This window comes from Faecalimicrobium dakarense, from assembly GCF_000499525.1.
GTDB classification, from domain to species: Bacteria; Bacillota; Clostridia; order Peptostreptococcales; family Peptostreptococcaceae; genus Faecalimicrobium; species Faecalimicrobium dakarense.
On the sequence record NZ_HG529316.1, the window covers coordinates 1 to 14153 of the forward strand.

Consider the following 14153-nt stretch of genomic DNA (forward strand, 5'->3'; position numbering starts at 1 on the left):
ATATAATTTATTGTTCTTTTATAAAATATTTTTAAAGATATAGTCATTAATATTATTGATGCAACTAATATAAAAATTAATGCTATATTACTTATTTCTAAAACTTCATAAGACGTATTACTACTAATCATTGTTGAACCTAATACCCATATACCTATACTTAGTCCTATACTACTTGTATTTCTAAATAATGATGACATAAGTAATAATATTGATGTCATAATACATAGTGGTATTAACCACGAACTAGTAATTTTTAAAATGTTAGATCCTGAATTAAACTTAAATAAAATAATACTCATAGCTAAACCTATAATTACAGAAAACCCCTCTATTATAATTAGCTTAGACAAGATTATCTCTCTAAAAGAATATTTATAGCTTAACTCTAGCTCCCAAACATTCTCTTCCCTACCTTTCATAATCTCATACATGCCTAAAATCATAGGAATTGGTGCTATTATAGATAAACTTGTATATACATCTAGATTTAAATTTATAATACTAACTACTCCACATAATACTAATAATAAAGATAGCATTATATATAATTTACTAAATAAGCTAATCTGTAATTTTAATAAACCTATATTATTTCTTATATTGTCTAATATACTTATAAACTCTTGTTTCTTATGTATAGCTTTAACTTCATTTGGTATGTATTCTCTTAAAATATCTATTGTTTTTTCAATCTTTTCTTCCTCAACAGTTTTAACTATATATGTATCTAAAAATTCTTCAATATCTTTTAAATCTTCTTCTAGTAAATTTTCAAATTCATCATCATATATATCGCTACATTTTAGAGCGTTGATATTCTTCTTTGTTTGTTTCATCTTTAACACCTCCTAGCGATTTTTTTAGATTTTTTATTCCATTAAACAACCTAGACTTTATAGTATTTTCATTATCTCCAGTTACCCTACTTATTTCATTTATCTTTAAATCGTTATAGTATTTTAGTATTATTGCTTGTTTTTGAAGATGTGGTAAATCTTCTATAGCTTGCTTTATCTTTATTACATCTTCTTTTTTAGATAATATATCTACTACATTTAACTTATCTTCAAGATTAAGTTTTACTATATCTTGATTATTTTGTCTTTGTTTATATTCTCTGCTTTTAAAATAATCTTTTGTACTATTTACTGTTATCTTTAATATCCAGCTTTTAAAGTTTCCTTTATCCTCATTGTATTTTTGAATATTTTTCATCATCTTTATAAATACTTCTTGGGTAATATCATAGGATATATTATAATCAGATGTATTTCTATATATAAAACTATGTACTAAGTCATAATGCCTTTTAACTAATATTTCCATAGCACTTTCATTTTCCTTAAGTACCTCTGTGACTAATTGTTCATCTGTTTGCGCCAACCTTATCCCCTCCTCTCACTTATTATAACGAAGTAATTTAACAAAAGGTTTTATTAAATTTATAAACTTTAAAATAATTTCACTTTGTAATTAAATAGTGAATAAGATTCTCCCTTTATATTAAAAGAAAAAAGAGTTAATAAGATAATTATAGTTTTAGTTGTGGTAAAATATTTAGATAGGCAAAATATTTTGCCATAAATTTTAGATAAGAAGGGTTAGATATGGAAAAAATAGGGTTAATATTAGAGGGCGGCGGTATGAGGGGTATTTATACTGCTGGAGTACTAGATTTTTTTATAGAAAAAAATATAGAGGTTGATATCGTAATCGGGGTTTCTGCTGGGAGTTGCCATGCTGCATCTTATTTATCAAAACAATTTAAGCGAGCTTTTAATGCAACTGTTGATTATTTAGATGATAAGAACTATTTAAGCTTACGTAATTTTATAAAAACAGGTTCTATATTTGGTATGGATTTTATGTTTAATAAAATACCAAATGAATTAAATATTTTTGATTATGATACTTTTAATAAATCTAAATCGAAATTTATTGCAGTGGCTACAAATTGTGAAACTGGAGAGCCTGAATACTTTGAGTTAAAAGATATGAATAAGGATATTATATATTTACAGGCCTCCTGTTCTATTCCAATGTTTTCAAATATCGTAGAAATTGATAATTATAAATTAGTCGATGGCGGAGTCTCCGATTCTATTCCAATAGAATATGCTATAAATAATGATTGTAAAAAAAATATCGTTGTATTAACAAGAGATGAAAATTACATAAAGAGTAAAGTTAAGTTTTCTAATCTTATAAAAAGAAAGTATAAAAAATTTCCAAAGCTTGTAGATGCTATTGAAAGCAGGCATTTAAATTATAATAAAAGCTTGGATTTAGTAAATGAATTATCTGAAGATGGTAATGCTATTGTAATTAGGCCTAAAAATCCTGTTAAGATTAGCCAAGTCGAAAAGAATAAAACTAAGCTTACTGCTTTATATAATGAAGGCTATAATGATGCAAAAGAAGCTTATGAAGATATATTAAATTTTATAAAAAATAGTTCTTATTAATTAATATAAAAAGGCATTACCATTTTATAATGATAATGCCTTTTTATTATTTTATTTCATTTGTAATTCTTCTATAAAGTAATTTAACTGCCATATTACAGATTTTACTTCCTTATCTGTTTTATTTTTGTCTTCTATACACTCTTTTGCTAATTTTTTACCATGTTCAAAATTACTCCATCTTGCTTCAATATGAGTTGTTGCTCCTATCATATCTTTAGTAATAGTTTGGGCATGTTCTAATAATTTTTTAAGTTCTTTTATTTCTTCACTTTCAATTCCTTCTCCATTAGGATTTGCAAAATGAAGTTTAGCTCCACCCCACGATGCATGGTCTGAACCAATTCCATTTTTACCATCAGTTACTACAAGTTTTAACTCTTTAGCTGAATTTATATCAACTTCTACATATTTTTGAGGGTCTGTAGAGTTCATAAGTCCGCTATCAAATTTCTTAGTTCCATCTACATATACTTCAAAGCTTACTGAACCAACTGTTCCAAACATTTGTCTATCTAAACCTACATATGAACTAAAGTATGCGTAGTCTTTATCCGTTAAATCATATGTTATAGTTGAAGTTGCATGTGCTCCTATACCTCTTTCATAAACTACTTCTGCTCCATTTTCATCTGTTAACCTTAAAGCTTTATCACTTATTGATTTATCTTTATTTGGAGCTTTATAACTATTTTGAGTAGATTTCCAATCATAATCACTTAAATATTTATAATCATTCATGTTTACTACTGCTACAGTTCGAGTTTTAGTAATTTCGTTACCATCACTATCAGTTACTTTATATGTTATAGGATATTTACCTGGTTTATTAAAATTAACTTTACCACTTACTTCAACTTTTGAAGTTATATCTCCATCTTCTGCATCTAGTGCAATATAACTTTCATTTAAATCTATTTTTTCACCTAATTTAGTTGCAACTGATTTTGGTATAATTAATTTTGGCTTAGAGTTTGTAGTATATAACTTAGTATCTGCCCATGAAGAAAAATCTCCAAGTCCTCCATCTCCTGCATCATTTGCTACTAATTTTAACTCTTTTACTCCAGATACAGGTATATTTACAAATTCAGCTTTACTATCTTTTCTTATTATATCTGAAGTATATACTTCTTTTCCGTCTGCAAATATTTTAAATATTATACTTGTTCTATTGTCATTATAGTTTTTGTCTGTACCTAGATATGTTGTAAAATTAGTGTAATTTCCATCTAAGTTATACACTATCTCTGCATTTGTGGCTGCTCCTATACCTTTATCAAACTCTTTTATTTCTCCATTTACATTAAGCTTTATTTTATTACGTGTATTTACTGCAAAATCTTTATTTACAGTTTTCCATCCAGATACTGCTGATTTCCAATTAATATCACTTATGTATTTATCTTCACTATAAACTACAACTTTTCTTTCTTTTGTTACTATGTTTTTATCACTATCTGTTACTTTATAAGTTATAGTATATTCTCCAGCTTTATTTGTAGTAAATCCACTACTATTAACTTCAACTTTATTAGCTATATTTCCATCTTCTTGGTCATTTGCAACTACACCTGACATTAAATCAAATTCACTATTTAATTTAACAAGAGTAGTTTCTTCAACTTTTAAAGTTGGGAATTTTGCTTTTATTACTTCTTCAGCTTTATTTAAATCACTTTCAAATAATTTAAATGCAGGATGATTTTTAACTTCTTCTCTTAAAGCTGATACTTTTTCTAATGTATTATATTTTTCTGTTACCTCAGTTTTACTATTATCAGTAAATAAATCATTAGTTACTTTATCTGATAAAGTATCTTTTTTATAAAATGATACTTCACTTAAACTTGCCCAACCTTGGTTAGCTTCAATAAATTTGAATTTAACTCTTCTTACATTATTTTTAGATATTTTAAATTCTACAACATCAGTATTACTTCCAGTATATTCACCTTTTCCTGTTAATACAAAGTCCTCTCCTTGTGCCTCATCTGAAACATATATTTCAAATTTTCTAGCAAATCCTTTACCACCAGCATCCCTTCTAGCTGAATATGCCATTTTATCTATATCAGTACTTTCTCCTAAGTCAAATATAACTTCATTATTAAATGAGCTACTATTTGCTTTTCCTGTTTCCCAATGAGTATTTATTCTATTATCTATAGCCTTTGATATAACACTGCTACCATAATTTCCACCATTGTTACTTACAGCTTTTACTGGTAATTTAAATTCTTCATTATATTCAGCTAAATTATCAAATTGTCCAAACTTAGATTTATTAACTGATAATTCTTCATATATAGTTATATATGATCTTTTCTCTACTGAGTTTTTATCACTATCAGTTACTTTATATACAACTTCAAATCTTCCAGCTTGTCCTTCTTTATAATTGTTAGATATTATTTCTATCTTCGAAGTCAAGTTTCCATCTTCAGCGTCTTTTGCTAAAACACTATCCATAATGTCTACTTTATCCCCTAATTTATAAGATTTATCTTTAGCAATTATAACTGGCTTTGAATTATTAGTAGTTAGTTTTGGATTAGCTATTATACCATGGTCTGAACTATTTCCATTTCCACCATCATGTATTTCTATAACTAATTCTTTTACACCTTTAACATCTACATTTATATTTATCATATTATCTGCATGTTTTAAAACCGGTGTAGTAGCTAATGTTTTTCCATCACCTACTATTTTAAATGTTATACTAGATTTATCTTGTGCTTGTAAGCCCATATCAACTCCAAGTAAAGCTTCAAAATTATCATAATTTTTATCAGATAAATCATAAACTATTTTACCATTTGCATGTATTCCAAATCCTTTTTCAAATGTTTTTATATCTCCATTTACTCTACCTTTTATGTTATCATTTCTTCTTGGAGTACCATATTGAGTTTCTACAGATTTCCACTGAGTATCTGATAGATAATCATAATTACTTACTACTTCAACTGCTACAACTTTCTCTGTAGTTATACCTGCATCCTCTAAAGTATATTTAACTTCATATAAACCTTTTTTGCTAGTATCTACATTGCTTTCAAATTTAACTTTAGAAGTTAAATCTTGTCCGCTATTACTATTTCCCTTAACATAATCCATAGGATTAAATTCTTCATTTAATCTTAGCGTTAATTTATCTTGTTGAACTTTTATACTTGGAGAGAATGAGTTTATAACAACTTTATCTCCAGTTCCTAAGTTAAGGTCATAAGGTACTACTTCATACTTAGAATTTTTACTATGGTCTGTATTAGTATCTATAAAGCTATTGTTTGAAGTAAATCCTATTATTTCACCGTCTTTTACTACTTCAAATCCTAGTAAATCTGATTTAGCATTGTCTTTTATATTAAATGTTATCTTAGTTCCATTTTCAACTTGGTTTAATGAAACTTCTAATACATTCTTGTCAATAAATCCATTTCCTTTATAATTAAATTTATCATCATTTAAGTACCAAATTTTCTTACTTAATTTTGGATATTTACTAGTTTCTTTTCTAGTTTCTTCATTTACCTCAAATCCATGTCTTGCAAAGTATTCACTTAAATCTTCTCCTATTACTTCAGATGAAAATTTAATCAAGTATTGCATTTTTACATTAGTAGGATTTTCTTCCCCGAGGCTTACATTTTTTTCTCTGTATAATCTATTTAATTGTCCCCAATAACCGGGCTTGTACATTTCTAATTGCCAGTAAACTGCTAGATTCTCAAAGAATCCACCTTCAGTATATTTATTAGAATTTTCACTTAATATATTTTTGTAAACATGAGATTCATATGGTATTCTCTTATCTAATTTATTATAGTATCCAGACATATACATCGGTAGCATATTGTTTGTTACTTCACCAAATACTCTTGCTCCTACATCCATTCTATGTCCTATTTCATGAGTTAATCCCCAAGATCCACCTCTATCTTCAAATGGAACTAATAAACTTGCCATCACATCACCTTGGACACCTATATGTCCTGATGCTGCATACATATATCCAAATGGTTGAGCAAGTCTTACATTATCTCTTATATATTTAGGATCATTTTTTATGCTACTTCCATCTAAAGCATAGTATTTAAATAATTCTTTCATATGAGTATTATAAGATTTTATAGTATCTAAAGGATTTATACCTTGTTCTATATAAGCTTTATATGCGCCTGTTGCAGTACCTGTCCAGAATATATGATCACTTACAAATTCAAATGTATCTATTACTTCTCTATCTAATACATTAGGATTTTTCTTTTTATCTTCATCAATTTTCTTTTTATATTCTATTAAGAACTTTTTAAATTCTTCTATATTAGTATCCTTTGTAACAATTGGGAACTTTTCTCCTCCAACAAATCTTATTACTGGTGCCTTAGGTTGTTGTTCTGGTGTATAAGGATTTACAATATATATTGGTCCACCTTTAGTTACATCATGTTTATAAGCATCATTTTTTGGTATTTCTGGTACAGTTATCTCATTTTTACCTGGATGAAGGCTTAACGTTCTCCCCCAAGATGACCAGCTTCCCTCTTGTTGTGAGAAGAATATTTGAGGTAGAGGTTTATTAGGATCTGCATCTACATAAACAGTTATTTTTTCACCTGGCTTTGCTAAAACTCCTGTTGGTTGATTATTATTTCCAAATCCAAATTTTAAATTCTTGTCTGCATGTTGTACCATATCTCCATGTTGTTCTGCTACTACTACTTTTGTAGTTTCCAAGCTTCCTTGAACTATATCTTTTGCAGTATTTATATCTGCTTTAAATAATTCTTCTAATGGATGTCCTTTTACTTCATTTTCTAACACACTTAATTTTTCTAATGTGTTGAAGTTCTCTGATACTTCATTCATTAATCCATTTGTAAATAAAGATTTCATTTTATCATAAACTTTGTCTTCTTTATATAATCTCAAGTCTCCTAATGAGGCCCAGCTGTCTTGCACATTATCAAATACAAACTTTAATCTTTTTACTTTCGTTGAATTAAATTGTACTTCTAATAAATCACTTGTAACTGTATATTCTCCAGTAGTTATCTTACTAAAGTTATCTCCCTTTGTTGTTGGTGAAACATATATACTAAAGTTTTTAGCAAATCCTTTACCACCATTTCTACTTTTATATACAACTCTATTTAAAACTTGAGCTTCTTCTAAAGTTAAATTCACTTCATTTTTAAATGAATCAGAATTTGGTCTACCTGTTTCCCAGTGCGTATTTACATCTTCATCAATTGCAAATTTTAGTGCTGATCCTCCGTATTGACCACCGTTATTCGATATATTTGCTATTTTTTCACTACCTATTCTAAACTCTTTATCATACTCATTTATATGAGGCGTATAAAAAGGTGTAAATTTGCTTATACTTGCATTAGTAGATATTACTTCTCCTTGTCCTACTAACTCTATAGCATTTAATAAATTCTCTTTATAATCTTCATAAAATGGATGGTTTTTAGCTTCTTCTTCTAATGCTTTTATTTTTTCAGCCGTATTAAATTCATCACTAACTGCACTCATAGTAGAATCTTTAAATAATCTATCCATTTTTTCGCCTAATTCATCTTGAGTGTATAGTCCAAACTCAGCTGCACAAGCCCAGTTTTCATATCCCTTTTTAAATACAAACTTAACTCTTTTAAACTCTGTTGGATTAAATCTTATCTCTATAGAATCTTGAGTTATTTGTGATGTTCCACTAGATACTAACTCAAAAGTATCTCCTTTAGATGTTGTTGAAGCATATATATCAAATGCCTCAGCAAATCCTCTATTTGAACCACGAGGTGCAGTGTACACTATTCGATTTAATGTAGTTAATTCACTTAATTCCATTACAACTTCATTTGTAAAACTTGAAGAATTTTGTTTTGCTGAATGCCATTTAGTCTGTGGATTTCCATCTATTGCTCTAGCTATTGCATTTTCTGCATAGTTACCGCCATTAGCAGTTATCGATACTATCTTATTAGAAGGTAGTTTGTAAATTTCATTATATGCTGGAAGTAAATCACTGTTTATATCTTTAAACTTAGATACTTTTGCATCCGTATAATTAACTTCTTTCTTATCAACAATTAACTTAGCATTTTCTATATCTTCTTTAAAGTCTTCATATAATGGATGATTTTTAACTTCTTCTTCTAAAGCATTTATTTTTTCTATATTATTAAATTCTTCGCTAACTTGATTTTTAGAGCTATTTGTAAATAAGTTTTTCATTTTATCACTTATTTCATCTGCTTTATAAAACATAAATTCTGATGCTGATGCCCAATCTTGATTAGCTTTTTTATATTTAAATTTTATTCTTTTAAATTCAGTTGAGTTAAACTTAATTTCAACCATGTCCCCAGTAGATCCTTTATACTCTCCACTAGTTACTAGTCTAAAGTCATCTCCTTCATTTGTGAGAGAAGTATATATTTCTACTTCTTGAGCAAAACCTTTCCCCTTTGCTGATGCTTGTCTTGCCGCATATACGATTCTGTTTAAGTTAGTCATTTCATTTAACTCAACTACTACTTCATTTGTGAATTCTGAGCTGTTTGGCTTTCCAGTTTCCCAGTGTGTGTTTAGATTTCCATCTATAGATTTCTCGATGTTGTCACTTCCATATTTTCCACCGTTGTTAGTTATAGATTTTATGTTTGAGTTGTCCATTTTGAATACTTCATTATAAGAATTTAATTTATCATTATTATATAAATCAAATTTACTTATATTAGCTTGATTAACTTCATTTTCAGATGAGATTTCTAATTTTGAAGTGTTGTTATTTGGTATCTCATTTGCTAAAACTTCTACTGTTGTAGCTGAGAAATTAGTGATTATTGCTGCCATAGTTACGGCTGCTATTTTTTTTCTGTGCATACTCATACCTCCTGATTAGTTTTATAACCCTCAGAAGTACATTAAAAAAGCTACTCAAAAGAGTAGCCTTGTATATACCTAATAAATTTAATATTTTGCACAATAAATACAAGTAATAATATTAATTAACTAAGCTTAAAACAAAAAGTATAATGTACTCTTTGGCAACTGGCTGACATAGTTATAAACCTTAGTCCCTATAGCTTTGCGTCCCTAGATTTCCCTAGGTTTGCCTATTTAATTTTATTTATTTCACTTTAAAATATTACCATTATTTGTCAAATAATTCAATATATTTTTTATTTAATATAAATTAAAACATTATAAATATTTAATTCAGAAACTTTACACAAAATATACTTTTGATTTCATGTACATTTTTGAAAAAACCGTATCACTTAATTGTGATACGGTTCTTATATTTATGCTAAATTTTTATTTTAAAGCATTTGAGATTTCAGTAAATATTACACCTAATCCATATGCTCCTGCATCTGGATGTCCTAAACTTCTATCCCCTACTGTACCTGCTCTACCCATACGTGCTACTATTTGTTCAGTTGCTTTAGCTCCTTCTACAGCTGCTATTGCGCCTTTTTCAAAGGCATCTTTGAAATTAACACCTTCTTTTGCACTATTTGATAAAGAGTCAGCACAAGGAACTAACGCATCTATAAGAGTCTTATCTCCAACTACTGCTCCACGTCCAAATGAACGCTCTCCTGTTGTTTGTATTCCCTTAACTGCTGATTGTATCATTTGTGCAAAGTCAGAAATGTTTAATTCATTTTTTTCTAAAACTTCTTTACCTGCTGCTCTAAATGCAGATCCCCATATTGGTCCAGATGCTCCACCACAGTATTCCATAATTACCATAGAACAAGCGTCTAAGAATTTTCCTATCGTTAAACTATCTTGAGATATTATTTCTTTCCATTCTCTCTTTAATTGCTTAAATCCTTTAGCAACACTCATACCAAAGTCTCCATCTCCAGCAAAAGAGTCTAGTTCACAAAATGGAACTTCATTTTCTATAATAACTTCACTCATTTTATCTACTATGTAAATCATATTATTTAAAGTTATTTTTTCATCAACTATATTTGAGTATTCTTCATTAGTCTCTACTTTAAAAGAATTTGTTTCTGGTTCATCATTGTTTTCATCTATATCTGTATATTCTACTGCATCAACATGTCCATTAACCTTAAATGCAGGAGTATCACTTTCTTCTATTAATAACTGTTTTAACTGATCATCTAGCTTCATTATTGATACTGAAGCTCCTGCCATATCTATACTTGTCATATAGTTTCCTACAAAAGTTCTGTAGATTTTTATATTTCTTGCTGCCAACTCACGAGTAACAGAGTTATTAAATAAGTATAATTCTTGTAGTGGTGTAGCTCCAAATCCGTTTATTAATAAAGCTACCTCTTCTTGTCCATCTTCTATTTTCATATCTTTTAATATAGATTCTACTATTCTTTTAGCTAGTTCATCTGCTGTAGTCATTTTTTCTCTTTTTATACCTGGTTCTCCATGTATACCTACACCAAACTCTAATTCATCATCAGCTATATCAAATGTAGGAGTTCCTTTTGCAGGTACTGTACAAGATGTTAAACCAAAACCTAAACTTCTAACATTATCTATTGCCTTTTGAGCTACTTCTTTTACTTCTTCTAAAGATTTACCCGTCTCGGCTGCTGCTCCCGCTATTTTATGTACAAGTACTGTCCCTGCAACTCCACGACGTCCTACTGTATATAAACTATCTTCAACAGCTATATCATCGTCAACTTTAACATAGTCAACTTTTATTCCATCCTCGCTAGCTAAGTAAGCTGCATTTTTGAAGTTCATCATATCTCCACTGTAGTTTTTGATTATTAGTAGAGTTCCTTTTTCGCTAGCTGTAGCTTTAATTGCTTGGTATATTTGTATTTGAGATGGAGAAGCAAATACATCTCCACATACTGCTGCATCTAACATTCCTTTTCCTATAAATCCTGCATGTGCTGGTTCATGTCCACTTCCACCACCACTTATTAAACTAACTTTATTTTTATTTATATCTTTTTTCTTCATTACTTTATATTTTTTAACAAACTCTAGTTCTGGATGAGCCATAGCTATACCATTACACATCTCCATAACTACAGTTTCTGGCTTATTAATTATCTTTTTCATATGCTCCACCCCTTTAGGTCTCTAAGTTTAAATTTCTATTATAATTATATACCTTTTTTATTTTATAATTATATACTTTTCTTTATTTTATAATTTTTTCCTAATTGATCAGCTGTAATAATTGCTGCTGCAACAGATTCAATGCTTATTGGGAATGGCATAGAATGTACTGATTCTTCTGGTATACAAGATTTTTGAGCTACTTCCATAAGTTCTTCATCAGTTATTGTATCTACTCCTATATCTGATAAGCAAACAGGAAGTCCTACTTCTAAACAGAAATCTAAAACTTGATTTATTTCACTTTCAGGTGCATTTTCAAGTACTAATTGTGCTAATGTACCAAAAGCAACTTTTTCACCATGGAAGTATTTGTGTGTTCCTTCTAATATAGTTAATCCATCGTGTATTGCATGAGCTGCAGCTAATCCTCCACTTTCAAATCCAAGACCTGATAATAAAATATTTGCTTCTATAATATTTTCAAGTGCTGGAGTTACTAAGTTACAATCTGAAGAAACCTTTGCTTTTGCTCCATCACTTAAAAGAGTTTCATAGCATAATTTCGCAAGTGCTAAAGCAGTGTTAGTTCCTTTAGCAGGACCACATAATCCTTCTCTTACTCCACAAGGTAGACCTGCATTTACATTTGAGTAAGAATTTGCAGTTGCTCTTGCTTCAAAATACGTAGATAATGCATCACCCATTCCTGATACTAAGAAACGAGTAGGAGCTTTAGCTATTACTGTTGTATCAATAAGTACTACACTTGGGCTTTGTTTAAAATATGCATAATCATCAAATGATCCATCTGGAGTATATAATACTGCTGAATGACTTGTTGGTGCATCTGTTGCTGCTATAGTAGGAACTATTATTAAAGCTTCCCCTTCTGCTACACATTTAGCTGTATCTATTGCTTTACCTCCACCAAGACCGATAGTACAAGAACAATTATTTTCTTTAGCTATTTCTTGTAATCTTGCTACCTCTTGTCTTGAGCACTCTCCTGTAAATCCACTTTCTACAAACTTTATTTCAAATTTTTTAGCTGTAGAATCTAATTTCTCCTTAACACGAGCTACATCATCTGGGTGAGCTATTAATAGTGCAGATTCTCCAAAAGTTTTTACAAAGTAACCTAAGTTTAATAATTCATCTTCCCCTTGAACGTATTTTGTTGGACATATAAATGCTTTTCTCATGTAAATCTACCTCCATTTATTTTTTAATTTATTTGTTTTCTTTAATCTTAAATATATTATAATACCGTTTTCCTTTTTATACATTAGACTCTTATGTCATAATATTACAATTTAAAATCGTAATTTTCTTACCTGAAATAGTAAAATTGTAATATTACTACTTTCCGTTAACATCTTAACCATCTTTTCCTATTATAAAAAAACTAAGGCTATAGTTTAAAGTCTAAACCATAGCCTTAGTTTTTATGTATTTTTAATTGTTTTTATAATATTTTCTATAAACAGAAGGGGTTACTCCCTCATATTTTTTGAATATCTTAATAAAATATCCAGCTTCATTAAATCCAAGTTCTTCACTAATTTCATTAACAGGTATATCAGTTTTTTCTAACATTTCCTTAGCCCATTTAATTTTAAGGCTTGATAGATAACTTGAAAAACTTTGACCAATTTCTTTTGAAAATAATCTACTAAAATAACTTGTACTTATATGGCAAATTTTTGCTAAAGTTTCCACAGAAATATTTTCGCTTTTATTTTTATAAATATAATCAATTGCAGGCTTTAAGGTATTACTTACAGATGCATTTAATTTTTCAGAAGTTTCATCAACTACATAAGCATCCACCATTGCATTTGATAGTTCTTTTTTTATATTCTCTATATTTTTTATAGTATACCCTTCAAATATGCTTGAATCAATTTGACCTTCATTTCTCATTGTATCTTTATACATTTCTAAAATCAAATTTTTATCTAATGCTTCTTCTACTAAATAGCTGCATAATGAAAATAGCATATTAGCAATATTTTTTACTTCTTCGTAAGATAATTCTGGTAATGATTCATAATAATCTCTAAATTCATCAAGAGTTTTATCTGTTAAGTTTTGATCTGATGCTGTCAGTATCTTTTCTAATTCCTCACTTGTATTAGAATCAGATAACTTTACTTGACCTGCCATAATCGCCCCCATGTATCTTCCATATATAATAATGGGTATTGCAACATCCACTATATTATAATGGCATAAGTATATATAAGGTTCATTTAAACGAACAGCTTCTAGTCCGCCCCTTGAATCACACTTTTGGCAGTATTTTACCATCTGAGGATGAGATCTTACCCTCTCGCAGAATTTTTGACATCCACTATGATTAGTAACTGGATTACCCTTATAATCAACCGTAATAACTGCCATTTTTGTAACTAGTGAAATGTTGTCTTGTAGCTTTTGCCATTTCTTAAAATCTATTACCTTGTCTAAGTTTAAGTTATCTCTTTTTATCATTGCAACTCTCCTAAACCTAATTTGTTGTGTGTCTTTATTATATATCAAAAAACGACTCTGCTAAAATGGTTATTTAACAATTTATTAAATTAG

The 14153-nt window shown here is 28.8% G+C and carries 7 protein-coding genes and 1 riboswitch; of the genes, 1 reads left to right on the forward strand and 6 read right to left on the reverse strand.

Annotated elements, in window-relative coordinates; translation table 11 throughout:
- Positions 1-839 (reverse strand): hypothetical protein (locus tag BN899_RS07620; protein WP_042274317.1); only part of this gene is annotated, 839 nt, incomplete at its 3' end.
- Positions 799-1386 carry an RNA polymerase sigma factor gene (locus BN899_RS07625; RefSeq protein ID WP_081712199.1) on the reverse strand — a complete coding sequence of 196 codons (588 nt, stop codon included), beginning with the start codon at positions 1384-1386 and terminating at the stop codon, positions 799-801. The genes BN899_RS07625 and BN899_RS07620, both read right to left, overlap by 41 nt.
- Before the next feature lie 224 nt (positions 1387-1610).
- Here BN899_RS07625 and BN899_RS07630 point away from each other — a divergent pair, with 224 nt between their 5' ends.
- Positions 1611-2468 (forward strand): patatin-like phospholipase family protein, encoded by an 858-nt coding sequence (locus BN899_RS07630; protein ID WP_042274318.1) that lies wholly within the window; start codon positions 1611-1613, stop codon positions 2466-2468.
- Between the two features lie 51 nt (positions 2469-2519).
- Here the strand turns inward: BN899_RS07630 and BN899_RS07635 are convergent, their stop codons facing one another.
- From BN899_RS07635 to BN899_RS07650, 4 genes are all read right to left on the reverse strand, one after another.
- Entirely contained in the window at positions 2520-9371 is a 6852-nt protein-coding gene (locus BN899_RS07635) for an NPCBM/NEW2 domain-containing protein (protein WP_052356733.1), read from the reverse strand.
- A gap of 160 nt (positions 9372-9531) precedes the next feature.
- A riboswitch (cyclic di-GMP riboswitch) is annotated at positions 9532-9615 on the reverse strand.
- A gap of 191 nt (positions 9616-9806) precedes the next feature.
- Complete coding sequence (dhaK, locus tag BN899_RS07640; protein WP_042274319.1) at positions 9807-11564, reverse strand: dihydroxyacetone kinase subunit DhaK; 1758 nt, start codon at positions 11562-11564, stop codon at positions 9807-9809.
- A gap of 68 nt (positions 11565-11632) precedes the next feature.
- The gene (locus tag BN899_RS07645) at positions 11633-12769 is read right to left on the reverse strand and encodes a glycerol dehydrogenase (protein WP_042274320.1); all 1137 of its coding nucleotides are present in this window, start codon (positions 12767-12769) and stop codon (positions 11633-11635) included.
- A 253-nt stretch (positions 12770-13022) separates the two neighbouring features.
- Positions 13023-14060, reverse strand: coding sequence for a PocR ligand-binding domain-containing protein (locus BN899_RS07650; protein WP_042274321.1), 1038 nt, complete (start codon positions 14058-14060; stop codon positions 13023-13025).
- Positions 14061-14153 lie beyond the last annotated feature (93 nt).

Bases quoted from the DNA above. Each gene is read 5' to 3' on its own strand.
- BN899_RS07650 (WP_042274321.1), bottom strand. From the start codon at position 14,060: ATGATAAAAAGAGATAACTTAAACTTAGACAAGGTAATAGATTTTAAG.
- dhaK (WP_042274319.1), bottom strand. From the start codon at position 11,564: ATGAAAAAGATAATTAATAAGCCAGAAACTGTAGTTATGGAGATGTGT.
- BN899_RS07635 (WP_052356733.1), bottom strand. From the start codon at position 9,371: ATGCACAGAAAAAAAATAGCAGCCGTAACTATGGCAGCAATAATCACT.
- BN899_RS07630 (WP_042274318.1), top strand. From the start codon at position 1,611: ATGGAAAAAATAGGGTTAATATTAGAGGGCGGCGGTATGAGGGGTATT.
- BN899_RS07645 (WP_042274320.1), bottom strand. From the start codon at position 12,769: ATGAGAAAAGCATTTATATGTCCAACAAAATACGTTCAAGGGGAAGAT.